We start from the raw sequence: 26,619 nt of genomic DNA on the forward strand, positions 1-26,619 counted from the left end.
CGCGGCACCAACCCCATGCGGACCGACTCGATCGTGCCACAACGGCGCGTACAGGCCGTTTTTCCAGGTCGCAATTTCCGGGCGTGGGGCGGTGGGGCCCCAGCTCCGCCCGGTGGCCTAACCGCGGGGACCAGCTCACAATCTGCCTGGCCTACGCGAGTTTGGGCGCCAACCCTGTCAACGGGGATGATTCCAACCTAAGTAGGTGTTAACCTGGGTGCGAGCAAGGAACCGGCCCTCCGGGCTGAATGCCTCGACAGTCGGTCTGGCCCTCGGTGTAGCTACGGCAGCCGGGGGCTGCTCTGTTTTTCTGACCATTCATCACCTGGCCAGTTCAGGCAGGCGCTACAAAGTGCACTTGGTCTTTGATGACATCGAATAGGGTCCTCGTCACGTCGCGGTGGGTGATGGTGCGCCGGAACGCCGACGACACCAAGTCGGGCAACCACAACAGCCTTTCGGCTGCCGGCGAGGTTTGCAGCAGGCGGGTATTGCGGGGGACCAGCTGCTCGGAGACCAGTTCGCGATGGTTGGTCTGATCTTTGTTCTTGAAGTTGCGCTGGTTGCGTTCTTCTAGCACCAGCAGATCCACCGGGTCCCACACACCGGCGCGGCCGGCGGCTAACTCGATGGCCAGTCCCTGGTAGCAGGCTCGGCGGGCTTCCTCGGCATCGGTGTCCGCGGCATCAACCTGCACCTGGTGGGCGATCACGCACGCCTCCAACCCCTCGGCAAGGTAGTCGAGCATTTCGCGGGTCTGCACGTATCCGTGATCGGTTTTCAGCGCCTCGCTGGTATGCCAGTGAGAGCCCCCGGCAATCCGGCCCAGCCCACTGCGCAGACTAACCATGTCTTTCAGGTCAACCACCACCGCGGTGAAGATGTAAAACGTCCGACGGTGGGCCGCCACGGCATCGGGTGCCTGATAGGACTCGTCCAAAAATGCCACCGGGCCACCGGTGCGCCGATAGGCGTCGTCGATCGCCCGCTGAGCGGGGTGCACAGAGGAGCCCACCGTTACCCCGCCGCTCGAGCCTCTACCGCCGCGCTGGCCGCTGCGGTCTTGCTCAGCCGTTTGACCTTGCGGCGCAGGTTGTCGCCGTCCTTAAGGGTCGCACCGCTCGAAACCGCGGCATCCGCCCAGGTACGTCCCTCTTCGGCCTTCGTCCACAGGATTTCGCCCTCGCGCTCAGTGAGTTTGTCCATGATCTGCAACAGCCGGGGGTCGCTGATGTCATCCTCGGCCGGCGGCGGGGGAGGTGCCGGCACCACCTCAACCAGCGGCACACGCACCGCCTCATCTCGCGAGATCGGGATTTTCCGGTCCAGTGAATCCACCGGCCGCCCACCCAGCTGCGTATCGCCGAGCAGCCGAAAGTTCCGGTGCTCGCGGACAGTGAGTTTCTTGATCAGCGGGACCACTTTGTCGTCACCGGCAAGCCCAGCCGGTAGCCAAGCCGCTTCCTCCAACAGCACCGCCGAAGCCGCGTCGACGAGGGTATGCGGTGTCCTCTTGAATCCCAGCCACTCGCGCAGGAACCGCACGATCGTCTTAAGGTCCCCGCGCAGCACCGCCTCCTGCGCCCGCAGCGCGGCCCACAACGCCCGCCAACCCCACGACACCCCCTGATCGGCCAGCACCGAAAAGGACTGCAGCATCGAGGTGATCGACTGCTGCGGCGCCCGCCAAACTGCATCCATCGCAGCCCGATGCGTGGTCTCTGCCCACGCCGCCAGCCCCTGCACATGGCGGTGCATGGCCGCGGTCACGCGTTCCGACGCGCCGGCGCCCGACCACTTCGACCACGGCCACCGGTCGCCGGAAAGCGCCGGCCCCATCACATTGCTGAGCTGGTCGACCACAAACCGCGACGGCGAACCGAGATCCAGCCCGGCGAACGAACCGACATTCACGCCGGCAAGCATTTTCTCGGCGATACCCGACGTGAAGCCCGACAACACCGACGGCTGCGGACCGGCAGGCACAACCGATCCCGCCAGCTCCGACACCGCCGGCGACTGCAGGCCCTCCCACACCGGGGACACCGCCCCGGCCAACGGACCGTCCGGTCCCAACCCCGCCAGGTCGGCGATGATCTCCTTCGCGCGCGCCGACGCTTCATCGGCCAACTCCACGCCCAGGCCCGGACCAGCGTGCAACCCCTCCCATATCGGCCGGGCAGGCTTGGCCCACACATCGGTCAGCTTCGGCGCCGCATGCAGCTCGTCCGAGATCCGACCTACCTGACTGACCAGCAGATCTGTCAGCTTGAACCTTGCATCGGCCTCCGCCCGCACGAAGTGGTCGGCGCCGATCAACCTCGACATGTTCAGCGCCGCCTCGCTAGCCGAGGGGGCCATCGCATACATCACCGAGGGCACCGCGGACGAGCCGGCCAAGAAGTTGTCGACCTTGAACTGCGGGCCTGCCACCCAGGAATTCCCGATCAACTGATCAGCCACCGAACTCACCACGGGTAACCGGTCCGCCGAAGCCACCGACTGCTGGCCGGGCACGGAATCTTTCGGTTCGCAGTCAGCCTCATCGCCGCTGCTCTGGTCCGCTTCCATGAGACGTCCTCCTCGTTGCTTCGGCCCCACTCCGTGCAGGGGCCTCTACAAGCAGGCCGCCTCAAACACCGAAAACAACCAACCATGACCGACATCACAATTGATCCGAAGCTGGGTCGCGTTTCCTAGCCGGCTATCACGACCTCAACCCCACCATTCTTCCAGCAACACCCGAAAGCGCAGAGCCACACAATCCCGCGTTGCAAGGTCCAAGTGACGGTCGTGGCCGCATCGAAGATAGTTCGGCGACATTGACGCCGAACGACGGCTGAACCAAGAACGGCGCGATTGAGCCACCTGGCGAGCACACTATCGCGCTGGGTCGGGCAGCAGTTGGGCGCAAATACATGGAAAACGGTCCTTTGACCCCTCATTGGGCCGCAGAGCACTGAACACCCGTTCCCAGGCATCGCTTATCAGCTCTGACCGCGTTGAGTCGCCAGCGCCCCGTTCAGCGCGTATTCGCAGCTAGAACCGGGCGTCAGGTGCCTCGATGCGGCGTTTCGGGGCAAAATCGTCGCCCCGTTCGCCCGTTAACTGTGCCGGACGTAGACGAAGGTGTGATCGGCGACGCCAGCTGAGGTGACTCCGACCGGAATGTCTGGATCCTGCCCGGGGATGTCGACGAAGATCACCCGGTGCGGGGTGGCCTCGTTGCGGGTGTGGGTGGCGGTGTGTGGGCCTTTGGAGGCGATAACGTTGCGCTGATCGGCAGCGTACTCCTCGAGACTGAACCAGTGCAGCCGGGCTTGCCCTGACTGGTCGCGGCGCGAGGGATCACTGCAGTGAGGAAGCCATTTGAGCCAGTCCCACTCGGCAACGTCGTCGGTGATGATGCCTATCTGCAGGTGCCGAGGGGAGTGGTTGGCCGCAAGAGAACAGATCATGGCGCGGCTGGTCGCGATGAGCCGGTCGGGGTCTCCTGCGCACACGATGAAGGCCCGGCTGAAGATGTCAACGCCGATGGGGCAGTTGGTGATGACGTTTTGAGTGCGGATGAACCGCATGTAGGACGCGGCCGTTACGGGCTCGTATGTCTCGGGGGCCTTGTCGGCGCCGGGCGTGATGTACGGTTCGGTGCGGCGGTAGCCGACACCGATGCGTGCGCTGCCCCAGGGGTTGGTCTGCGGTACCTCTGTCTGCTCGCGACTATCCCCGATCGACGGGGTGTCCATCGGCGGCTGCGTGGTCCACATTTCGGTAGGCACTCCGCAGCGGGCGGCCAGCGAATCGGGATGCGGATAGATCGACGTCTGGGTTGCGTGGATGTGCTTATTGATCGCGTGCGCGTTGCGTCGTTGTTCGCGTAGTCCGGTCACGTAGTCCTGACGCATCAAATTGAGCTCACCAGAAGGGTTCTTACCACCACCTAGCAAATGCCCGCCGCCAATGCCGGCCATGCCGACCATCGCGAAGATGCCCATCATGTACATCGGGTTGAACTGACGCAATCCCATCGCCAGCATCAATGCGAAGAGACTGACCATGAGGATCACGACGAAACGTACGAGGATGGTCTGCCAGATCGGTGCCGGCGCAGTCTTTTCCAGCGGCGGCGGCAGTTCTAACTTGACCGATACCTCTTTGCCGTCGACTTTAGCCGCGAACGACGTAGTCTTTCGGGCTACTGGGTCAAATGGGATTGTCACGAGCGTCTCCGGTCAGTTCTTGTCGGGTTTCGGCGCGGCCTTTTGCCGTGCATCGGTGGGAGCATCTTCGTGCAGAGTCAACGCAGCCGATTTCGACAGCGTCGGACCTTGCGCGTAGAGCCTGGCGATACTCCACGGAATTAGCAGGGGCGAGCGCGCATCGATTCCGAGTGCTTTCACCGTGCCGTCGTAGCTCTTGTTATCCAATCCGAGGAAATACCGCACACCGGTGTCATCGATCCACAGCAGCTGCTCGCGCGCCTCCGAGGTTCGAGTATCACCCGTCACCCGCACGTACCAGCCTTTACCCGGAGCTGTGAAGGCCTGTTGGGCATGGTCGACCCCGGTGATCGGCAATAAGGAGACCACCTTGGCGGCATCCTCAGCGGGCAGCGGCAGCTCGTCGCCCACCGTTAACCGAGTGCTGGCAACCGCATCTGTGGTGCTGCGCGTCCACGTCCAGCACATCACGGGGGCCTGCACGTATACCGGTGCCACCGGGGGAAACGCTGCTACGTCGATACGTTGAACCCGCGGCGCCGCCCTCAGCGATGCCGCCGGAGTGGTGATAATCGGCGAACCGGCCGCTGCGAGCAGTTCGGCGACCAGCGACGGCACTTCTTGCACTCCGTCGCTGTAGACGACGGTGAAAACATTTTGCCCGAGAACCGATTTCGTTCGGACCACATCGCCGTTGGACATACCGGACACGGCCGCGCTGCGCGCACCGCGGTCAGGGATGAAAGGCGCTGTGATCGGCGGCGCCGCGGTGATCGTGTTGAGCAAACCCCGCGAAATCGGCGCAGCTTTGCTCATCGTGTCAGGGGTAAGTCCAAGCACGGCTTGTGCGGCTTTGTCGTCGCCGCCAACGGTGGCGCGGCGGTTACCCCACATCACCCAGACCTGCCCCAGCGTGTCTGGGTCACGTACTGCGACCGCGTTAGGCGCGGCGAGTTCCTTTTGCCCCTTCAGATCGTTTACCCCGGCGATCAACGTCGTTTTGACCGCTGACGCTTCTGTGAGTGACAGCGGGGCGCTGTGGGTGTCACAGACGGTCCAGCGGGCAACGTCATCCGCGCGGGGAGTAAGCATTTCAGGAGCCTGATAGATCCCCATGGTTTGGCCGCGGCCCCGGGTGTCGAGCACGGAGTCCTTGACCGGTTTGGCCGACTCCGGCGAATTCAGGATGAGCCGAGCCGACGCCAGATTGAGCACCGGGTGGAACTTCTGCCCGTATTGGATGTAGAGACCACCGGAGGCGGTGACGATGAACTTGGCGTTGCGCTGGGCTGATTGCGGACTGATTTTGGCGACAACGAATCCGATCACGCACAGCAAGACCATGCTCGCGATACCCATTGACATCGCCATGGATTGGTTGCGATGTGGCGTCTCGGTGTCCTTGGTGTCACGGCACAACATGGCCTTTTCGAGCCGATTGTTCTGCCAGCGGTGACCGCTGAGCTGAGTTTTGGTGATGAGGAATCGCATAGTTACAGGGTTCCTCCGAGTTCGCGTGTGACCAGCAAATGGAAAGCGTATTGAACCGAGTCGGCCGTGAGTGTCTGCACCGCCGCGCTGTCGGCGTCATCGGCCAGGGAATGTTCCATCGCCGTTCCAAGCGCATACTCCGCGGCGACCTCCATGAGGTTGCGCACGAAGCGGCCGTTGCCCAGCTTGTCGATGACCTTGCGCCCGCTGGGCGGGTGGATACTGTTGAGTCCTGGTGTCTGGGACCGGATGAAATCGAGTGATTCATCGGGCAGGATGTATTGCTCACGGGCGCACCACAGTTCGGCGATTGCGATCAGCTCGTCGATTCCGTAGGACTGAAAGTCGAATCGCTTCTTGAAGCGCGATCCCCATCCCTCGTTAGTGTCTAGGAGGCGGTCGATCTGATCACCGTAGCCAGCGATGATGACGACGATGCGGTCGCGGTTGGTCTCCATGAACGCGACGATTTCGGTGGCGGCCTCCGCTCCGAAGGAGTCCTTACTGCCTCCGTCGCCCGTATCGAGGACAAGGGCGTAGGCCTCGTCGATGAACAGCACACCGTCGAGAGCTTCTTGCAGCTTTGCTTTGACCTTTGGCGTTGTCCACCCGGAGTATTCCCCGATGAAATCACCACGGCCCACCGTCACTAGGTTGTCAGTCTTGATAACGCCCAGACCTGAATAAATCTTCGCGACAATCTCGGCGACGGTGGTTTTGCCGGTACCCGGGGGTCCCGCGAATATCAGATGTTTCGAGGACTTCGTCGCCGGCAGACCCAGTTGTTCGCGGCGCTGCAGTCCGCGAATGTAGTTGCAGTGCTGGCGGATATCTTTCTTCAGGTGCTCCATGCCGATCATGGAGTCCAGCTCGGCCAAGCCTTCCTGGAGAAGGCCTCCGCGTTTGGTGGCCATTTCTTGGGCCTGTGCCTGCGCCAACGTGGGTTCCGTTGCTACATCCCACGGGTCGCGTCGCCGCGCGATTAAGTCAGGCTTTGTCAAGCGGATTCGCACCGTATCGTCGGCTAAAGCGTGCTGGAATCGGCTTTGCGGAGAGAGCGAAAGTGCGCGTTGAAAGTACTGCGCAGCGGCTTGGCCATCGTCTTCTTCCCGCCATGTCAACGCAATCCAGTAGGCGGCTTCCGCGGCGGGCTCGGCAGCTAGTGGCCCCGATTCCGTTGGCAAGATGGCGAACAGGTGGTCGCGGGAGGCGCCGAAGTTCCCGAAGTGCGCATGCGCGATCCCGGTGAATAGGTGACCGTAGATCACCCAATCCGGATTGCTTGATGCCAGTAGGGGAGTGGCAGCCTCCAGGACGTCTTGGAAGCGCCCGGCGAGGTGATAAACCCAGCACCGGACTGCGGCCGCCTCATCTGAGGTTAGCGAGGCGAGGGAAGCTTCAGCCAGGGCGAAACGCTTGTCGAGGGCCAGCGAGGCAGCGTAGGCCAAATCGATCCCGTTGATATTGATGATCGGGGCTTTCAACTCGGCGAAGTCCAAAGCCAGATGGGGATTGCGGTCGATGATGACTTGCGTATACGCGGGTTCTAACTGGGTCAGACAGTGATCGAAGGTGTTCTTTGTGTCCACAATGCGCTCGAGGGTGCCGTTGTCGACGGCGCCATTGGCCGCGGCGATGGCGATCCAAACGTCGCACTGGGAAGGATCAAGCGTGGTGCAGTAGCGAAGATTCGACATGGCCGCGGGGGTATTACCGGACCGGATGTAAGCGATTCCTGCAGCCAACCGCTCGAGAAGCTCCGTCATCGTGTCTTCCTCCGCGTGGGGATCAGTGGGCGTTGCCTTGGCGAGTCATCCAGCAAGATGGCCGTTGACGGCGATTTTGGATATCGCAAAGGTGGAGTTGATGTCTTCTTCACTAGGACCATTATCGCTGTTGAGTGAGGGGGGAGGTACGGTCTTGCGTATCCTGCCGATGATGACTTGTGTTGTTACGCCGGGAATCTGGATAGTCGCGCCAGTGTGCGCTTCGGGATCGATCGTTTGGAAGAACGACTTTCCACCGATCCGCCATTCGATCAGCGTGACGATGCGATGCTCATACCACAGGTCGCGCCCATTGGTGTCTTTGTGTTCAAACCCAGGCACCACAAAGATCGACGTCACACACACGGGGTGCGCGTAGGTGATCTGGATGGTTTGCAGGTCAGAGTTGAATGCCCGCACACCGACCCAAGCTTTCGAATCGTCTCCGCTGAAAGCGTTCGCTGGTGGCTGGGACCGCGCTGGGGCCCCGGGCGATTCCACCTTCATAGGAGGCAGCGGCCCATCGGTTGGCGCTGGCCGAGACGCGGTGTCGACCAGCGGGTCCGCCAGCGCCGGAAGCGCGGAGTGCGGCGAAGGATCCGCGCTAAATCCGAGATAGCCCACCCAGATCACCAGAACCACTGCAACGGTCGCGATGATCGCCTTTTGCGCCGATTTCAGAGGCTGCCACCAATTGCGGTAGCGAGTTGTCAACCATTGCATCATCGGACCTGGCTCGGCGCGCGCAGGCGGAGGATCGACGATCAGATCCCCAGGATCGTAGGGGTCGTTGCCGACTCCGTGATGCGTTGATTCCCACAACGATCCAGGGGGAGGCACGGGATCACCGGGGTCATCGGGGACGCCGCTGCGCTTTCCGGTCATGTCCGCATCGTTGGTCTCATCATCGGAGGCGGGAGCTACGGCATCATCGCCGGGGATGGCTTCGGTGTCCAGGGTTTCCTCGGCGTCGCGTTGTTGCGACTCGACAGACGGGGACGTGGTCCGAACCTCCTCGGAATCAGGAAAATCGGTGTTGTCTACGACGGGGATTCGGTGCGACCGATCGTGTTCGAAAGTTGCGAGATCGGCTTCGCTTTCATCAAAAAAGCTCTGTGGTCGTGTTCGCGTGAGCTGGGGCGGTCCGCTCGCATACCTGCGCAACACGGACTCTTGCCGAGCTGTCTCGGTCTCGTGATCGCGCTGATTGTCGGTGCGTCCATCATTGCTCACCGTGTCGCGTTGCACGTCGCCGACTAGATCGTCTAGCCCTTCACCGGTTTCCAGATAACGCCTGAAGTTGGCGTGATGGCGATCGGGTCTGTGCACCGAACCGGTTTCGGTGTCTTGGCTGTAGCCGGATCCGATCTGCGGCAGCTCTATTCGTGGAATGCGGAAATCATCGAGCGGCATACCGTGCTCCTGGGCGCCTTAGACTACGACTATGCTGAAATTCCTTGATCCCAGCCGAAATCGGCACGCGGGATTGATCTTCGCCGCGTGCGTGTTGTGCGGGCCAGTCGCACTTGCTGTAGGTGGTTGGGCGGCCTGGATCGCCTCCAATAAACAGCCGCTTCCGGAGGCGACCTACATCCGGCTCAATGCCGTCACGAAGCAAGTGGAATTGTTCGGCGATCGATTTATCCGGCTCGCATTGACGGGGTCGGGAGAGCAAGACAGAAAGACTCTTGCCTCCATGGTCACTGACCCTCGCGCCGTATCGCTGCCGCCTAGACCGTGGAACATTACGAGCACAGCCGTCGTCGACGTTGAGCGCAAAGACAGCGAATCCGATTCGGCCGAATGGAAAGTTGTGCTGCAGATTGGTTACGCCGCTCCCGGGACAGGGGCCGTGCAGTTCACAAACATGAAAGTCATGGTGCTCTCGTCGGGAGGCGCCTATAAGGCGGCGGCCTTGCCGATGCTCGACGCCGGCGACGTGGTCCCGATGGAGGTCGGCCCGGGATACACAATCCAAGTTTCTGTGGACAACGGATTGGGCGACACCATTTCCGGGTTCGTCAAGGCCTATTACGTGCCGAGCTCCACCAACGACCTGGGTAGGTATGTCACCGGCGGTTTTACCGGTAAGCCGGTAACGAGCAGCCCATTCACCTCGACGACGGTCGAGGAGATCAAGGCCAGATCCGCGCCTCCCCAAGCGCCGGCTCCTGGCGATAGCGTGGACGTTCTCGCGACGGTTCGCGGTGGGGCGTCCGAAACCACGTGGTTCACCATGCAGGTACCTCTGAGGGTGGTCTTCACCGATCAAAAGCAATGGGCCATCAAGAACATTCTCGAAACCATCGATGTCGGAAAAATCATCCATCGGTAGCGCCCTCGCTGGTTAGCAGACTCATCGGGGCCCCCCGTTCGGCAAAGCGCGTTCGTAGCGTGTCGACAAGGGAAGCCGAGATCCGACGCATCTGGCTGTGTACTTCTTGAAGCCGTTCCATATCATCATCGCTGAGCTCGAACCTCATCAGATCGATGTAGGGGGAAATCTTTCCCCGCTTGTTGCGGGGAATGCTCCTCAGAATGTGGTGCGCACCCATATGGGCCGCGTGTGACTTCTGGTAACTGTCAGCCTCGGCCAGCGGTGTCGGCCTAAATGTCGGCAGATCAATCACGGTGAAGTTCCCCAGCGTGTAGCGCCCATCCACCATCGATCCCTTGCGCCCATCCGGCTTGATCACGGTGGTCTCTTCTCCGCAGACGCGATGCTTGACGATAAATGTAATGTTCACGTCCTCGTCATCTGCGGCGGAAATCTCCTTGGTGGACAACGTGATCGACGGGTTGCTGATCGTCGAGTTCCAATCTGCGGCCCACCGAAGATCGGTTTTGCTGATTCGGACGAATCCCGGTGTGCGTGAGTGGTGAACATAGGTGTACGACGACCGGTCAGTGAGCATCCACATGTCCGGCCGCGGCGAGTGCGCACTGACCCATACCGAGCTGTTCTGGTTCACGACGCCGCGGCTGGCCAGATCTGACACGTCGATCAGTGCGTCGGTCAACGACAGCTGGCTGTCCCCGAAGTGCTGTGAATAGAGATAGGCCTCCAAAAACACGTCTCCTGAGCAAGATTCGGGCGGTGCGCCCAAGTGACATTCTAATCGCCTGACGCGCAGGGATAGTCGCGTAATCGGGCCTTTCTCCAACAGGCTCGCAAACCGCAGATTGGGGCGGACTGCAAAGCGTAAATTGGGGGATGGCCTAAGTCACAATCGGGGCGGATGAGGGTCAGATAGCGCCGTTCGGGCCGAAGTGTGCCGAGGTCAGAGCCTTGGAACAGCATGCGATGATGAGGCGGCTGAGGACGGCATTGGGTGAGAGCGTAACTGCGTTTCGGGGATCGTTTGACGGCCCTGCGCTCACCAACGCCAGGCAGCTGCCGCGATACGGGACGCTGGGATCCGACCGTCCAGGGGACGGGGACCGGTGCCCGCGTACCTGATCCGAGGTCGGCTGGCCGTTGGCGGCCGACGCGAGACGCTGATGCCGAAGGTGACCCATCGCTGGATGACACGAAGTTCGTTGACTCCGAAAATTAGCTGGCCGCCGGGCCTTTGGCAGATGCGCGGCGAAAGCGATATTCGCTGACCAACAGCCAAGACAGTCTCGCTAAGGCGATCAAGTGAGTCTGAGCCTGTGGGAAAATTCTATTGACAGCGATTCGAGGAAGGCCATGAATGCGCCGGATCAAGTTTTTCACCGCGAGGCTCAAGCCTCCGTATGAATGGCGGATCCTGTGGGTGCGGATGGGTGTTCTGTCGGGCGGGCTCGCGCTGGGGGGCTTCATCTGCCTGTTCATCTTGCAATACATGGGGATGCAGTCAGTAGGTGGTGCGGTGTGCGCCGGAATGGTCGTTCTGGCATGGCTTCTCGCGCGCTGGTTGACGGCGATGACGCCCCCGCGGCCCGGCCTTGCACTTAGGGAAGGAACCCAGTTGGGACTGCTACATTCACGCATCGCGAACCCCGAGTGGTCAAACAACCGCGAGTGGCCGTCGCCGATTGCATCGCGAGTGGGCAACATGGTCATCCTGAAAAACGGTGACATCTGGGTCAACTACCTTTTAGAGGGAATCAATTTCACATCGCATCGCCTCAACTCGATTGAGAGCTGCCAGAAGCTGAACGCATCGCTGTTTAGCAGCTTGTCGCAGCTGGCGTTCATCCGCGAGGTCCACGTGATCGGTGTCAAAGTCAGGGTGCGGCCAGAGACACTGACGCGCCGCTGCATCGACCACGTGCCCGAATGGGCAAAATACGAATCCACGCTCTACCGCGACGCCGCGAAAGCGTTGACACACTTCAACAACCAGTACGTGACGGGACAACGCAAGAGCTTCGAGCGGCCGTTCTGGTTGGCCGTGAAAGTCGGATCGACCGACCAGAAGCAATACGAGCGGCTGCTGGACTCGGTTGGACTGGCCCCCTCGTGGGCCGGCATCAGTCTGCAGGAAGCGCAGCGCCGGGAACGCGATCTATGGAGTTGCCTACCAGCCGAGTTCCGCGCGTTGCGAACGCTTCCCGATGATTTGGATTGGATGCTGGAACGCGCCGCGCTGCGAGCTCTGATCGTTCCTTCGCTACCGTCGCGCCACAACGACAAGACAATGGTGGCCGGGAACCGGAACTTCAGGCCGGTCACGATCACGACCGGGCACGAAGCTGACGCACTGGCCGATATGTTCGTCGCAGCGGTGGCCGAGCAAGCCGGCGCCAAAGCTGGACGCCTACGGCGGATATTCCGCGACGGCGTGTTCCACAGGTATCGATCGCTACGCAAGGAATCGAGCATCGCCGTTCACTGTCCCGGCACCCGAACACCGGATTTTCCCGACGGCCTCACCAGCTACCAGACGATGTTGACCTTGGCCTCGGGGCCCTCCATCGAAGGGTCGGTGGCCATCCACAAGATGAGCGGCATCGTGGACGGCTTTCACGGATTGGACGCCGATGTCTCTTTCCGGGTGACCTTTTCGCCGCTGCCGGGTGACTCGGCTGCGGGCAAGCTCGCCAAAGCTCAGAGGCGCAATGATGCCGACGACGCGGCGCTGTCACGGTCTGAATTCGACGCCGCCGAATACGCTGCTGTCGATGCTCAATTCAGGGATGTGTATGACTGTGCCCGATCCGAAAACATGCTCGCCAACGTCCACGTCACGTTTGCGTTCGCCGATGCCAACCATCACCAGCTCGAACAGAAACTCAACAAGGTCATTGGCGAGATGGCCGACGACGGGTTCCAACTTTTCCGTCACGTCGGCGCACAAGTCCAGCAGTGGCGAAACATGTTGCCCTGCACCACAGTTAGCGGGGTGATCGAGGACACCCGGCTCACACAGACCCCTGCGCTGCTCGGGGCTGTCATGCCGATACGCCGACAGACCCTCGGAGATCCGTACGGGTGGCCGATCGGCGTGAACCTTGAAAACGCGCTGGGCCAGGTCGTCTACATTGATGTGCTCACTGGAACCGAGGGTGGAGATGGCTCCATCTTGATGTTCGGCGAGCAGGGGACAGGTAAATCGACGTTCTACAAAAACATCGCCTCTGCTGTGCATGACCTCCAAGGTGAAGTCTGGTCCGTTGATCCCACCGGTGAAATGGAAGTCTTTGCCTCAGCGTTCGCCGATCCGGAACGACCCTCACCCGGTGACCCGATCATCGTCGATCTGGTGCGCCCAGAAATTTCACTGGATCTGCTGAAATGCCTCCCCCCGGACGAGGCGACAGCTCCATGGCTCGACGTGTGGTGCCCGCTGCTCGGGGTCAACCTCAATTCCGCAGAGTACGAACGCCTGGCCACCGTCATCGCTCCCGGCTACCGATCAATGCATCGCAGCCCGGTCAGCGGCGCAGTCGGGCTGGCCACCACCCGACAAGTATTCGAGCACATCGCTGCACAAAACGACGCGGTCGCTGTGACGTTGCGCCGCAGCTTCAACGCCATCAAAGACATGCCGGCAGCCGCCTGCCTGGTCGACCCCATCGATCTATTCAGCGGCACCGTCAGGAATTTGCCTGCCATCAACGCATCCGAATCACGATTCGTCGTGTTCAACACCCGCCAATATCTGCTACGGGACGGTGACACCGCGACTGCCACGAGCAGCCGTCTTGCCACCGGTGTCTTCACCGCGATAGCCGCGTTGGCCAAGTTCTATTTCGACCGGTCCGGCCGCGTCAATCTGTTCTGCATCGACGAAGCGCACACGCTGGACGCTCCGATCATCAAGCGCAACATCTTGTCTGACACAAACAAGCAGGGCCGCAAGTTCAAAAACATCGTCATGGCCAGCTCTCAAACAGTGGGCAGCCTCGGTACTGGGCTGGAGTTGGCGACCCGCCGCGCTGGATTTCGGCAACGTGCATCCGAGAACGCGATCCCGGTGCTCCAACAGGTCCACATCGCCCCGACACCAGAAGCGGTGCGGATCATGACCACCGACTTATCGCCGGCCGCGCCGAACTCTCATCTGCCCGAAGCCGGTCGCGAAGGCGAACTGTTCTGGTTTGATGGCCGAAACCCCGGGAAGATGCAGACGTTCCTGCCGTTCATCCCCGAACGCACCCGCCTTGCCGACACGAGGCCCGGAACGATCATCCGGGTCGACGAGCACCGCGCGAACCGCAGGGCCCGCCATCGTGTGGGTTAACTGGGTCCTGCCGCCAGGGCTGACAGACACCGACGGAGGCAAAGTTCGCTTCTATCGCCTCTTTCTCGACGGAGGATGGGGGCCCGGCGATTTCATCGCGTGGATCACCAGCAACATCCTGTATCTACCGGTGGTCATCCCAACGGCCTACGCATCACAACTGGTGGCATGGGTCGTCAACCCCGCAGCCTGGCTCGACCCCATCCAACGGATGTGGACATCGGTCACCTCGACTCTGCTGTCCTTCATCTCGCCGATCATCTTGCTCGCGGCTGCACTGCTCGGCGCAGTCCTGGTGATCGCTGTCCGCTCCCGCAACAGCAGCCAGACAATGCGAGAAGCCTCCCAGCGAGTGGTCGCCTCGGGCGTCATGTACGTGCTGATCCTCGGGATGCTTTACAACCCAGCCGGCAGCCTACGCAACGTGCTGACCTCCTGGGTCAGGCTCCTGGGCGGAACGGTAGGCGAGTCCGGCGATAGCACCACCACCACCGCCTTGACCAGCACACCCGACACGCACACGGCGATACCGGCATCGGGTCACGCACCCACCAGCGACAGCGCAGTCGTCACCGATTTCCTGCGCCCGCTGACCTGGCTGCTCAACTACGGTTCCCAGCTCTCACCCGAATGCGGAAAAGCCTGGGTCAAGATGATCACACCGGACCCACACGGCGGCATCGGCGGCAAGCTGTCCTGCTTGACCGCCGACCAAGTGCAGGCAACCCAGTCGGTTGGACTCGCCTTCGTCATGACGCTGATCGCGTGGATACCGGTGCTGATCTACGTGCGTTTCGCGCTCGTTGTCGCTATCGCATTCGTGACACACCTGACGTTATCGATTCTGCGTTTCGCCGCGGCCGGCCTCGCGGCCGCGGCTTCGGTATGGCAGGACCGCCCGATCGATGAATTCTTGCGGTTCATGCTTTCGGCAGTAGCTAACCTGATCGTCGCGTCAGGAATCATCGGGATCGCCCGCCTTGGACCACAATTCACCATGGCCGCCGTGAGTGCGCTCAGCGACTCAACGCTCGTACACTTCGCGGTGTTGACCCTGGTCTACTACATGCTAGCCGCCGCGGTGTGGGGCCTGGAGAAACGGTACGGCCCGATCCGCGATTGGCTCATCAACAACGCCAAGTCCGACAGCGGCCAACCGTATTCAGGGGCATGGCGATGGTTGTTCCCCGGCGGCCTGAACACCAAGGCCACAGCGATCGACCGCATGATCTCAGGGATGCGCCAGTCCGGATCGCAATGGGCGACCCAAGCACGCGAACGGTTCAATCACATGGCTGACAGACCACACAACCACACCAGCACCAGCATTGGCACCCCCGCTGGCCGCGACGGGCTTGCCCCGGGAATGATTCCGGACTCCGCCGAAACCAAAGCCGCCCTGGGTGTGGTCAACACCATGCGCGCCGCCGCAAACCCGGACCCGCTCAACGAGGTCGAAACGTCGGTCGTGCAAACGATTCTGTCCCGCCTTAAACCCAGCAATCGCGCACCACGGATCCAATCCACCCCCAGCACCTCCTCCACCGCAACACCCCCATCTCGGACAAACGGAACGGTCGTGGGCACCGCCGAAACCGTCGCTACCGTCGCCGCGGTCACACGCCGATCAGCACCGCCGTTGGGACCGCCCACAACCAACACCAACGGCAACGGCGCCGGCAACACCACCGGAAACAACAGCGTCCCGGCCGCTCATGCTGAATCGTCACTGTGGCGCCAACGGCTGCGCCAAGAAACCCGAGAACTAATCTCGGTGAACGCATCCGCAGACCCCGACCTTCTGGCCTTGGCCGCGGTACGCACCAGCCGAGCACTGCCCGAGGCGGTCTCAACCCTTGGCGACCCTCGAGGAAACGCCCTCGAACCGCCCGACGCGCGGGCCCCGTTATCGGCCCACGTCGCCCGCATCCTCTATACCGAGCTCGTGCTGCGAGCCCTCGGATGGCGAGGTGAAATCGATACGAATTCGGTATTGCCGCCCGCTGCAAAATTTTTCAGCTCCGGAGTCGACGAATCAGGCAACTGGGTGACCCAGTTCTACGGCCGCTAACCCACGGTGTTCATCCAGGACAAGGAGGACTACGAGAGATGACACACAACCCCTACAATCAGCAGTTCAGACCACCCCGCGAGCTCCATCCGCGCCCCGCCCAACCCGGCGCGCCCGCCCCGGGCGAAGGCAGTGACAACATCGGTCAGCAACCGGTCAACACCTTGCCCGCCGGCGGCGGCTGGTCAGCGGACTCGGCATCCTTCCCGCCACCGATGCCGCCTGGCCAGGATTGGCCGGTACCTCCTTCGCCAGCCGGGCGGCACACCAATACCGCTGTCCCTCAGCCGATCCCGCAATACAGTTCGAACGCCGAACCGGGCTACCGACCCACTACCGGGCCTGTGCCGCGCACGTCACAGGGCATCGACGAGTCGGCGTGGTCGACAGAAGCTTCGGAGAAGACAGGTCCAAGTCAGGGTTGGCGTGGAGGGCTTGCCAAAGTCGGTATCAAGCTGGCGAAATCAGCCAAGGAAGCAGAATACGACCGCGACGTGTTGCGCATTCAACGAAAGATCGCCTACCCCAGGAACATCGTCGTGGTCGGTCTCAAAGGCGGAGTGGGCAAATCGACGATCACGGTGGCCCTGGGTTCGACACTGTCAGTGCATCGCAATGTCAGCGACGTCGTCGCCATAGACGCCGACACCGACGGCTCCTTGCGGCGGCGGATGCCCAAAGAACGCAACAAGGCCGTGGCATCGGATGTACGGCAGTTCCTGCGTTCCATCAACGAACGGACAGAACGCCCATTGTCGGGAAGCGAAGTGCAAGTCCAGCTCTATTCCAATAGTGCTGGGCTGCAGACTCTCGTGTCGGCGGAAAACGTTGCCGAATACCGGCTCAGCGAAGACGAGTACAACGGCATCATTTCGGTTCTGCAGGGTGAATACATGATCAACCTGGTGGATACGAGTCCTGACCGCCAAGCCCCGGCCTTCACCCCGGCGCTCGAATCGGCGCATGCCGTTGTTTTGGTCACCGTGCCGAACGCGCTGAGCGTGGACTCGGCCGCGCGGTTCATCGCAATCATGCAGAAGGATTTCAAACACCTCTTGACCCGGACAGTTCTGATATGGAACGACGCCGCGCCGGGCAGGAACGTCGCGATTGACGTTGACCGGACCAAGGCCGAATTTGTTCGGCAACTGTCAGCGGAAAACGATGCCACGACATGCTTGATTGAGGTTCCGCTCGATCAGCATCTTGCCGCCGGTGGCGAAATCAATCTGTCGCTTCTGCAGAAGAACACTCGCCGCCAGTTTGAACGGGCCGCGGCGTTGGTGATGGACAAGCTGCCTGATGATCGAATCACTCACCGTTAGAGACGATTAGAGAGGAAGCCCCGATGGACATCGAAGCATACATGCAGGACGTGCGCCAGCGGCTGACGGCTGCCGCCGAGCGCAGGCATTCGGTCCGATCATCGACCCTGGGGCCGCTGGCACCCATTCAGGATCGACGGCGCGCGGCTGAAACCAATTTGCGGGAGTTGACGGCCCAAATTCGGGAACAAAAAGAGGCCGCCCTCAAACAGGCCTCGATAGCCGGGAAGGAACGCCGACGGCAGGCCTCAGAAGAAGCCGCTCGGATATACCGCGAGGCTGATCAACAGGCCAAAGAGCTACGCAGCACTGCCAAGACCCAGAACGAAAACGAGCGCGAGCGGATCATCGCCGAATACGACGCGCGCTTGGCTGAAGAATCCGAGCGGATACGAGCGATGATCGAAAGTGCTGCGGCGCAAGAGGCGGCAGCGTTGGAAGAGCTAGGCAATGAACTCGATGACGCAGACGGGCAATACCGCGCAGAGTACGAATCCGTTGTCTCTGAGCGGATCATCACCCGTAAAGCGTTGGCTAGTATGGGATTTGAAGCTCCGCCGCAGCGGAGGCAAAAAGTCGACGTGGAAAACTAAGAAAGTGCGGCAACTGTGACCCTGAGTACCCGCGAAGACGAAGACCTAGTCGGCGTGTCCATCGCGATACCGAAGCACTGTATCGATCTGCGCGTGCCGGCTCACACGACCGTCGCGCTGATGATGGCCTCGCTGGTTGACAAATGCAAAGACATCCTGCGTGACTCCGGCCGCGGCACCGAGTATTTCGACGGTCACTCCCAATCGTGGCATCTGGAAATGCTCGGACAAAAAGCTGTACCCCTCGACGGCACCTTGGCCGAAGCCGGTGTCCACGAAGGTGTTCAGCTATACCTCCGCAAAGGCGACCCTCAAGAGGTGTACCCCGAACTTATCGACGACGTCGCGGAGTTCGTCTCCGATCTGCAAACCCAGCAGTTCCCCGCCTGGTCGGCCAAACACTCACGGCCCCTCGCCGCTGCGGTGCTCCTGCTGTGTTCGGCGCTGAGCCTCAGTGGGATCGTGGTATTCGTCGACACCCACCCGACGCTGTCGGCATTGATCCGCTACGGGATCATCTCGGCGCTGACAGTGAGCGCGATGCTGCTGTTCGCGATCACCGTCGTTTGTGACTACGCCGACAATCCTGAAACCCAATCCGTCCCCCGCTGGGGGTACTGGCTTGGCTACGCACTCACTGCCGCCGCGGCAGCGATCAGCATTCCCCGCCCGGTGTCGATCTACACGATCATCACGGTCGGAATCATCCTGGCAACACTGTCGGTGGTGTTCTACGCCGCCACGAAGCGTCACCCCATCGTGCACGTCACCATCGCGACAGCTGCTCTGCTCGCGGTGAGCGCCCCGCTAGCGTCGCGACTGTACTCCTGGGCGCCGGCGGTGATCGCCGCCCAAGTGATGGCGCTGGGTTTGGTCATGATCAAATTCTCGCCGCAAATCGCACTCGGGCTGGCCAAAATCAACCTGCCCTACATCCCGGCAACCGGCGAAACGTACATCAAGAACCTCAAAGGTGATGTGTCACGGCTGCCGCTGATCACAAGCAAAGACGAAACCCTGGACTCGATCTTTCACCAGAAAAATCGAGTAGCCGCATCACGATATGCCATCCTGGCCGTCACTGTCGGCCTGACGTCAGTCATCGTGGCGGCGGCCTTCTTCTTGGGAATCGCCACCCGCGAACGGTGGTGGCTCGCCGCAGTTTTCGCGGCCACCATGGCGGTCGCTCTTGTGTTTCGCGGTCAATGCTGCGGTGACGCCGCAGTGCAGGGCGCGTTCTGGATCGCCGCCCCGGCAACCGTTCTGGCATTCCTTGCCGGGGCGACAACCGCAAACGGGCTCACCGCCAACGCCGGCGCAGCGTTGGGGATCCTCACACTGGTCGCACTGCTGGCGGTGATCGTCTCAGTCCGGCAACTAACCCTGACCAGCATCATGGCCAAAAAGGCGATCGACATGTTCGAGCTGTTGGTCTACTGCGCCCCCTACCTGATACTCGGCTGGTTCTTCATGGACCTCTACCACCTATTCCGGGCCTGGTGATCAACATGGCAACCCTTCGGCTCATCCTCGCCCTGACGCTCACCACGCTCATAGCGACGGCGACAGCGGCGCCCGCCGCCGCGATCGCGCCCTGGTCCTTCAACCCCAGCACCGACATCGCGCCACCAGACACTCCGCCCGCGCCGGTTTACCCCATGAAACAGAACCGAAATTGCGGCCAGTCCGCGGTCCTGGACAATTCCCAATTCAACAATATCCCCGCGCAAGACGTATTCAACGTCAAGGCATTACACGCATTCGCACGCGGCGACGGACAAACCATTGCGGTCATAGACTCCGGCGTCCAACCCGTCTCCCGGCTGCCCAATGTGCAGCCCGGAGGCGACTACGTCGGCACCACCAACGGGCTCGAAGACTGCGACCACCACGGAACCCTGGTAGCTGGCATCATCGCCGGGCAGCCCTCGGTCAACGACGGATTCGTCGGCGTAGCACCAGGAGCCACCATCATCTCCATCCGCCAACATTCGGCTGAATACACTGAGGACAACCCGCCTCCAAACCTCAGCCCAGCCGACAAAAGCGCCGCAAGCATGGCCACCTTGGCCAAATCCATTGTCCACGCCGCCAACATGGGCGCCACCGTCATCAACCTGTCACTGACAGCATGCGTCGACGCCGGACATCTGCCTGACCTCAAACCCCTCGCCGGGGCCCTCTACTACGCGGCTGTGGTCAAAAACGCTGTCGTCATCGCCGCCGCCGGTAACACCGGCCACGAAACTTGCAAAGACAACCCCGAGCAAGACCCCGACAATCCCGCCGATCCACGCAACTGGACACAAACCCAATCTGTCTCCATACCTTCATACTTCGACAACTTCGTCCTCTCAGTCGGAGGAACAACCCTTACCGGCGATCCCTACGTGCACTCCATGCCAGGGCCCTGGGTCGGCGCAGCCGCCCCCGCAGTCGACATCGTCTCCCTCGACCCCGCCGAACCACAACCTGGGGCATTAACAAACGCACTCGTCGAAGAGTCCAACCCCATCCCCGAAAACGGAACCAGTTTCGCCGCCGCCTACGTCTCCGGCCTTGCGGCGCTCATCCGCGAACTACACCCCACACTGACCGCAAACCAAGTCATCGCACGGATCAAACGAACCGCGCACACCCCCTCCAACAGCATCACCAACGTCCTGGGCGCAGGGATCATCGACGCAGTCGCTGCACTGACAAACAACCAAAACGATGCCGGCCCCGTTGTGGCACCGGGGATCCCCCCGCAAGCTGCACAAAAATATGTGCCACCACCGGCCCCGGACACCCTGGCGCGAAACATCACGCTCGGCGTCATCGGCGCTGCGGCCGCCATCCTGTCGGCGGCTGCGATCATCGGCTTAGCACGGCGAAAGACAGTGAAATAACATGCATTTCGGAGCCACCACATCTGCAACCAAAGTGCTGTGCTGGGCGGCCGCAGTCACCGCGATCCAGGCCGCCACACGCCTTATCCACACGACTAACACGACCTACGTCACCCTCGGCGCCGCCGCGATCACCGCCGCCGCCCTGACCATCACCTACAGAGACCGAACGCTCATCGGATGGATCCGCCACCGCGCCAGCAGCACCCGACGAACACCACGCCTCGCCCAGATCATCTCTCACGACAACACAGCAATCCTGTGGGACCACACCCGCACCCGCGCATCGATCATCATCGAGATCACCCCAAAACCATTCACCGTTCACCTACTCGACCAAGACAACACCTGGTCAAGTCCCACCCTCGACCTAGACCCGATCCGGCGAGAACTACGCCAATTCGACATCACCCTGCACGACCTGACGCTGACCACCGCCGGCTACACCTACGCCCGCCAGGACAGGCTCGCCCGAATTGCCTTCACCACAACAGGACCCGTCAGCGCTGTAGCGTACGGACGCACCTACCTACGGGTCACCATCAGCATGGCCGACTCGATGCCCAGCATCGCAGCACGCGAAATCGACAGCTTCAGCGATCCCCGCGAAGTCTTTGCCTCCGGACTGACCCGCACGATCAAAATCGCCGCGGCCCGCGCTCACCGCGCCATCACCTTGCAAGGCTTCAACGCCAAACGGCTATCCCGCCAAGACGTCATGGCCCTACACCTGGATCTCGTCGAGCTCCTCAGCGACTCAGTCGGCCACGAAGGGTTCCGTCACGCCGGTAACGGCGCCCCATACCTGGTCGGATTCAGCCCCACCAAAGACGCCACGGCAAAAACGCACTCAGACTGGTTACGCGGGACCACCGAAGTCTGCGCCACCATCACCCACATCACCCCGTCCACAGAAGAAGCCGACCACATCGAGCAGCTCTACTGCAACAAAGTCGCTCGCCTAGACACCGTGGCACTAGCAGAGGTCAGCCAACTGCGCCGCGAATACAGCCAGCACGCCGCGATAGCCACCACAGCGCTGCCCCTCGCGGTGCCACCCGAACTAACCGCGATCCCCGGACGGACCGTGGCCATCAACGAATCGGCCGCGACACGCTTCATGCCCGGGGGAGTCGGAATCTACCTCGGGCACACCCTCTCGGGCGGGCAACGTATCTGGCTGGACCTCGCCACGGCCTGCGCAGAACCGCTATGGCTGATCGGGAACATCGACATCGTGCGCCTGGTCCTCATCCGCGCGGCACCGCTGGGACTGCGCATCGAAGTTCGATCCCCCGAACTGGCCGCGATCGCCAGTGTCCTGGGCAACGCCGGCGTGGGCGCCCACTCCACACCCGACCTCACCATCACCACCGTCGGCGCCACACATCAACGCAGCGCGACGCCCCCCCAAAACGGTGCCGGCCAATCACCGGCGCCAGTACGGATCGTCTGGTCACCCACGCCGATCCGACAACAACCCAGCTATGTGATCGACGCCCTTGAACCAGAAACGCTACACATCCACACCCCCACGACAGATGTCATCAAGGCCCACTGGGAATTCAACCCCGCCGAGTCAGCACTGCTTGCCGAAAGCCAACGCACGTGAACCAGCTCCTGGCGATCCTCGCCCGGCTCAACCCGCTGACCTGGACACTTCGCGTAAGTCGCCGCTTGGTCACCACCGCGATCACTGCACCCATCAAACCTGTGCTCCTGGTCGGCGCGATCGTCGTCGGCTGCACTGTAGCCGGCGCCGGCCTCTACATCATGTACGCGCCGATAGACACCGCACTGGCCTTCGCCAAAGCCCTCCAGGGCGGCGCCCCGAATCTTCCGGCCTCCCGTGCAGCCTGCATTCCCGACTCCCCGGCGGTAAGAGACGGACGATATGTTCCAGCAGCACAACGCGTTATCGACCAGATACCACCCAACGCGACCATCACCTCCACGACGGCCTATCTGCTCTACCGGCTAAGCCACCTACACCAAGGCTGGCAGCCCACCTGGGACGAGTGGAGCGCCTACCTCACCGACCACGCCATCACGAAAACCGCATCCGATACCGACATCGCACTCAGTGTCGACCCCCACACCGACTACAGCCCCTACCTCGTTCCATCTCGCTCGACGGCAATCGAATTGGCAGTCCAAGGCCCCGTGGTCGCCGACAAAAGACAACTCGCCAACCTCGCCGACCAGATCTACCGCACGTGCAAACAGACCGCCGAACACACCGCCACTACACCGCCAATCACAACCGGACCACCCCAACCCGATAGCGAATACACTGAAAACCCAACAAGGGCAACGATAATCCCGAACAACACAGAACGGGGCGAACAATGAGCTCAGTGCTCGAGTCCGACAAGACCCGATACCTTGTCGTCGACAAGCAAGGAATCCTCACCGCCCCACCGCAATCCGAAGTCGCTCGTGTCGACTCCATGAGCAGGCCGGCCGCTGAAGCGTTCGCGCGGCGCATGGCGCGCTACCGCGAAGCCAACCCGGGTGAAATCACCGCCGACACCGACGCCACGTCAGCCAACAACCGCGATCTGCGACTGACAGAACTGCTGGGAATACCCGATCTAGATACATACGACCGGGAAGAACTGTGGACGATGCGACGCTGGAACCCAGGTCTAGACGTTCCGCTGGGAACGCTCTACAAAGACGGAATCCCCACCGGCACACCGTTCATCAAGAACATCGCCACCGGAGACACCGGGGGAGAGGGCCCGCACTGGCCGTTGCAGGGCCAAACCGGTTCCGGTAAATCGATGTTCCTTGAAGACCTGGTGATTTCGCTCGCGGCCTGGCACCCACCGGAGAAGCTCAACTTCATGATCATCGACTTCAAAGGCGAAGCATCGTTTCTCGGGTTCCGGCGCCTACCCCACGTCACGGGCATCGTCAACGACACCGGCGACCCCGAAATCCTTGACCGGCTTGCCGCGACGATTCTCGGCGAGATCGAACGCCGTAAGAGATTCATGGCCGCTGAACAAGCCCGCCTCGGAATCGGTCTCCCCGACGTCGGCAAGTACCTGTACTTCCGTGAGAACGGATACGACCTCGAACCACTGCCCATCCTCATCGTCTTGATCGACGAAGCGTTCATCTTCTATGACCAATACAAATCCGAATTCAGCAGAGTGTTCACCCACATCGCCAAACAGGGCCGCTCAGTGGGTGTTTGGCTGATGCTCGCCTCCCAGGAGCTGGGCTTCCTGCAAGGTCAGCAAGCTGTCTGGTCGGAAATGAACTTCACTGCTTCCCTGGCGGTACGCAGCGACACGCTCTCGCGAGTGGTGCTGGGAGGAAGAGACGACGCCTGGGAAGAAAACATCGCCAAACGCACCAAAAACTACACCAAAGGCGGACATCTCTTCCTCAAATTCGCTGGCTCCGACCCGGTCCACGTCCGCGCCGCCAACAATCTTCTTGAATACAAGAAGGCCCGAACCGCCACCGCCCACGCGGATGTAGCCAGCGCCGAACTTGTGGCCTACACACTGGCCAACAACTTCGACGACCGCCCCGACCGCGCCGACGGCGCCGCAGCCGCACCCAACGACGTCGCCCGCGCCGACGACGGCCGAATCCGAACAGAGAACTCCGAAATCGAGGTACTGCTCAAAAAACTGTCGATGCCGGTCGAAACGCAGCTGCGCAACCTGTGGACCCCGCCGCTACGCAAAACCGTCACCTTCGCTCAACTCAGCGGCTACGCGGCATTACAACCCGCGGCAGGCCCACACGACCTGACCATTCCGATCGGCATCGTTGACCACCCGTGGGATCACACCCAGAGCGTCCTGAGCGAGGATTTCACCACCAACGCAGGCAGCGTCGTTGTCGCCGGAACCGCCAAATCAGGCCGCTCAACCGCCCTCACCACAATGATCATCGCGAGCAGCTTCCGCTTTGCACCCCAAATGGTTTCATGGCTCCTCCTTGACCAAGGCGGTGACCTCGGCATCGTCCGCAGCCTGCCCAACGTCGCGGGCTACGCGCGCCAGGGAAACAGCGAAATGCGCGACCGGATCCTGTCCGAGATCCAACGGATCATCACCCTACGGTCACGCCTATTCGCGCTACACGACCTCAACTCCATCCGCGAGTACCTTCACTGGCGAGATGCCAACCCACAACCCGCCGACCCCTACGGATACCTCTTCGTCGCCATCGACGGCTGGCTATCCCTGAAAGCACAACTCAACAACGAAGACATGGCAGCCGCCGGCGCCGCGGTTGGATGGCTCAACGCGCTGGGCTCAATGATCGAAGCAGGCCCCAACAACGGAGTCCACTTCGCTATCACCACCGACAACTCCGCCTACGACCTACCCGCAGTGGCCCAAAAATCAGTCAGCCCCATCTACCTGCGCGGCGCCGAGAACATGAGCGACGCTGGGCCCACCGCCAAACAGATCCTCAAAAACTACCCGGCCAACCAGCCAGGTCTGACCATCGAACGAGCCACCCTCAACGGCAAAGACAAATACGAAGTACTGCGCGCCCGCATCGCCGTACCCATCCCTCAAGACATCCCAGAACCCACAGTCGACCAAATCGAAGTCATGACCGCAACTGATCACAGCGCGGCCATCAAAGAACTCTGCGAAGGCATCAACGCGGCCGCCCAACCAGACCAACGCATACCCGTCCTGCGACCACTACCCACAGATCTATCGTTCGCACAGATCTGGAAACCCTGGTGCGCAACGCAAAACGCGCGGCCGCGGCTGCCCGGCCGCCCGCAGCGCAACGTACAACTCCCACTAGGCCTCAACAGCGTCGACATGACAACCATCGGCATACCGTGGAGCCCCGACCCACAAGACACCAGCCCACACACCCTCATCCTGGGCCGCCCCCAATCGGGCCGAACCACCACCCTGACAACCCTGATCACAGGCATCCTGGGCTCGTTCGCCCCCCAAGACGCCAAAATCGTCATCCTCGACGAACGCGGCGCACTCAACAGACAACGCCGCCTCCTCGCCAAAGAGCACTACCTCGCTGCTCACGCCGACCGCGAACGTACCGACAAAGTCCTCACAGAAGTCCTCGCCGAAATGCACCGGCGCATCGGAACCAACCCCGACCTCCACCCCACCGAAGAAGAACAACAAACCTACTTCACCGGGCCCGAGCTCTACCTCATCGTCGACAACATCGACTTCTACAAAAACAACCAAGGATCCTCACCGCACGCCGCGCGGCTCCTCTCAGAAATCATCCGCATCCGCCAACGCATCGGAGTACACGTCCTGGCCAGCACCACACACGAAAACTTCGTCAGCGACAGCCAGCGCAGCCCAGACAACTTCCCGCTCGCTGCACTCGAAGAATCCCGAGCGCACATCATCTCGCTAGCCGCAGCCAACCGCATCGTCATCCGCGACGGCATACGCAGCGCCAGCTTCCTCGTCCCCGGCCGCGCCCACCTCATATCCGACCGCGTCGAAGCAGCCGCCAACGGCAAACCACCAATACTCCAAATCGCCAACGCCGCAGCAACATATGAGGCACGCAGATGACATCTTGCGGCAACCACCTACCGTGTAGAACAAATATGT

General features: G+C 61.5%; 17 protein-coding genes. 10 read left to right on the forward strand and 7 right to left on the reverse strand.

What is annotated here, in order from left to right:
- Window positions 1-334 precede the first annotated feature (334 nt).
- From ACYQ8K_RS25770 to ACYQ8K_RS25795, 6 genes are all read right to left on the reverse strand, one after another.
- A complete protein-coding gene (locus ACYQ8K_RS25770; protein WP_459973519.1) occupies window positions 335-1,015 on the reverse strand; it encodes a hypothetical protein in 681 nt (226 codons plus the stop codon).
- 2 nt (window positions 1,016-1,017) lie between these two features.
- Window positions 1,018-2,571 (reverse strand): hypothetical protein, encoded by a 1,554-nt coding sequence (locus ACYQ8K_RS25775; protein ID WP_459973521.1) that lies wholly within the window; start codon window positions 2,569-2,571, stop codon window positions 1,018-1,020.
- Window positions 2,572-3,104: 533 nt separating this feature from the next.
- Complete coding sequence (locus tag ACYQ8K_RS25780) at window positions 3,105-4,220, reverse strand: hypothetical protein (RefSeq protein ID WP_459973523.1); 1,116 nt, start codon at window positions 4,218-4,220, stop codon at window positions 3,105-3,107.
- Window positions 4,221-4,232: 12 nt separating this feature from the next.
- Window positions 4,233-5,711, reverse strand: coding sequence for a type VII secretion protein EccB (gene eccB, locus ACYQ8K_RS25785; RefSeq protein WP_459973525.1), 1,479 nt, complete (start codon window positions 5,709-5,711; stop codon window positions 4,233-4,235).
- Window positions 5,712-5,713: 2 nt separating this feature from the next.
- Complete coding sequence (locus tag ACYQ8K_RS25790) at window positions 5,714-7,477, reverse strand: AAA family ATPase (protein ID WP_459973527.1); 1,764 nt, start codon at window positions 7,475-7,477, stop codon at window positions 5,714-5,716.
- Window positions 7,478-7,522: 45 nt separating this feature from the next.
- Complete coding sequence (locus tag ACYQ8K_RS25795) at window positions 7,523-8,890, reverse strand: hypothetical protein (protein ID WP_459973529.1); 1,368 nt, start codon at window positions 8,888-8,890, stop codon at window positions 7,523-7,525.
- Between the two features lie 31 nt (window positions 8,891-8,921).
- On the opposite strand from ACYQ8K_RS25795, the gene ACYQ8K_RS25800 reads away from it, so the two are divergent.
- The gene (locus tag ACYQ8K_RS25800; RefSeq protein WP_459973531.1) at window positions 8,922-9,812 is read left to right on the forward strand and encodes a hypothetical protein; all 891 of its coding nucleotides are present in this window, start codon (window positions 8,922-8,924) and stop codon (window positions 9,810-9,812) included.
- On the opposite strand, the gene ACYQ8K_RS25805 is transcribed toward ACYQ8K_RS25800, so the two are convergent.
- Window positions 9,799-10,551 (reverse strand): hypothetical protein, encoded by a 753-nt coding sequence (locus ACYQ8K_RS25805; RefSeq protein WP_459973533.1) that lies wholly within the window; start codon window positions 10,549-10,551, stop codon window positions 9,799-9,801. The genes ACYQ8K_RS25800 and ACYQ8K_RS25805 overlap by 14 nt on opposite strands.
- Window positions 10,552-11,172: 621 nt before the next feature.
- Between ACYQ8K_RS25805 and ACYQ8K_RS25810 the strand changes: the two genes are divergently transcribed.
- The 9 genes from ACYQ8K_RS25810 to ACYQ8K_RS25850 all read left to right on the forward strand — a co-directional run bounded on the left by ACYQ8K_RS25810 (window position 11,173) and on the right by ACYQ8K_RS25850 (window position 26,580).
- Complete coding sequence (locus ACYQ8K_RS25810) at window positions 11,173-14,148, forward strand: hypothetical protein (protein ID WP_459973535.1); 2,976 nt, start codon at window positions 11,173-11,175, stop codon at window positions 14,146-14,148.
- A complete protein-coding gene (locus ACYQ8K_RS25815; protein ID WP_459973537.1) occupies window positions 14,138-16,219 on the forward strand; it encodes a hypothetical protein in 2,082 nt (693 codons plus the stop codon). The genes ACYQ8K_RS25810 and ACYQ8K_RS25815 overlap by 11 nt, the downstream gene beginning before the upstream one ends.
- A 38-nt stretch (window positions 16,220-16,257) precedes the next feature.
- Complete coding sequence (locus ACYQ8K_RS25820) at window positions 16,258-17,544, forward strand: MinD/ParA family ATP-binding protein (RefSeq protein WP_459973539.1); 1,287 nt, start codon at window positions 16,258-16,260, stop codon at window positions 17,542-17,544.
- Window positions 17,545-17,567: 23 nt separating this feature from the next.
- The gene (locus tag ACYQ8K_RS25825; protein ID WP_459973541.1) at window positions 17,568-18,137 is read left to right on the forward strand and encodes an ATP synthase subunit B family protein; all 570 of its coding nucleotides are present in this window, start codon (window positions 17,568-17,570) and stop codon (window positions 18,135-18,137) included.
- Window positions 18,138-18,152: 15 nt separating this feature from the next.
- On the forward strand, window positions 18,153-19,640 hold the full coding sequence (gene eccD / locus ACYQ8K_RS25830; RefSeq protein ID WP_459973543.1) for a type VII secretion integral membrane protein EccD: 1,488 nt from the start codon (window positions 18,153-18,155) through the stop codon (window positions 19,638-19,640).
- 5 nt (window positions 19,641-19,645) lie between these two features.
- On the forward strand, window positions 19,646-21,028 hold the full coding sequence (mycP, locus tag ACYQ8K_RS25835; protein WP_459973572.1) for a type VII secretion-associated serine protease mycosin: 1,383 nt from the start codon (window positions 19,646-19,648) through the stop codon (window positions 21,026-21,028).
- A 1-nt stretch (window position 21,029) separates the two neighbouring features.
- Window positions 21,030-22,640, forward strand: a complete 1,611-nt coding sequence (locus ACYQ8K_RS25840; RefSeq protein WP_459973544.1) for a hypothetical protein — start codon at window positions 21,030-21,032, stop codon at window positions 22,638-22,640.
- A complete protein-coding gene (locus ACYQ8K_RS25845) occupies window positions 22,637-23,380 on the forward strand; it encodes a hypothetical protein (RefSeq protein ID WP_459973546.1) in 744 nt (247 codons plus the stop codon). The genes ACYQ8K_RS25840 and ACYQ8K_RS25845 overlap by 4 nt, the downstream gene beginning before the upstream one ends.
- Window positions 23,381-23,514: 134 nt before the next feature.
- A complete protein-coding gene (locus tag ACYQ8K_RS25850; protein WP_459973548.1) occupies window positions 23,515-26,580 on the forward strand; it encodes an FtsK/SpoIIIE domain-containing protein in 3,066 nt (1,021 codons plus the stop codon).
- Window positions 26,581-26,619 lie beyond the last annotated feature (39 nt).

It is taken from the genome of Mycobacterium sp. MUNTM1, from assembly GCF_054660795.1.

Coding starts and splice junctions, on each gene's coding strand:
- ACYQ8K_RS25775 (WP_459973521.1), bottom strand. CDS start 2,571: ATGGAAGCGGACCAGAGCAGCGGCGATGAGGCTGACTGCGAACCGAAA.
- eccB (WP_459973525.1), bottom strand. CDS start 5,711: ATGCGATTCCTCATCACCAAAACTCAGCTCAGCGGTCACCGCTGGCAG.
- ACYQ8K_RS25790 (WP_459973527.1), bottom strand. CDS start 7,477: ATGACGGAGCTTCTCGAGCGGTTGGCTGCAGGAATCGCTTACATCCGG.
- ACYQ8K_RS25795 (WP_459973529.1), bottom strand. CDS start 8,890: ATGCCGCTCGATGATTTCCGCATTCCACGAATAGAGCTGCCGCAGATC.
- ACYQ8K_RS25800 (WP_459973531.1), top strand. CDS start 8,922: ATGCTGAAATTCCTTGATCCCAGCCGAAATCGGCACGCGGGATTGATC.
- ACYQ8K_RS25810 (WP_459973535.1), top strand. CDS start 11,173: ATGCGCCGGATCAAGTTTTTCACCGCGAGGCTCAAGCCTCCGTATGAA.
- ACYQ8K_RS25820 (WP_459973539.1), top strand. CDS start 16,258: ATGACACACAACCCCTACAATCAGCAGTTCAGACCACCCCGCGAGCTC.
- ACYQ8K_RS25825 (WP_459973541.1), top strand. CDS start 17,568: ATGGACATCGAAGCATACATGCAGGACGTGCGCCAGCGGCTGACGGCT.
- mycP (WP_459973572.1), top strand. CDS start 19,646: ATGGCAACCCTTCGGCTCATCCTCGCCCTGACGCTCACCACGCTCATA.
- ACYQ8K_RS25840 (WP_459973544.1), top strand. CDS start 21,030: ATGCATTTCGGAGCCACCACATCTGCAACCAAAGTGCTGTGCTGGGCG.
- ACYQ8K_RS25850 (WP_459973548.1), top strand. CDS start 23,515: ATGGCGCGCTACCGCGAAGCCAACCCGGGTGAAATCACCGCCGACACC.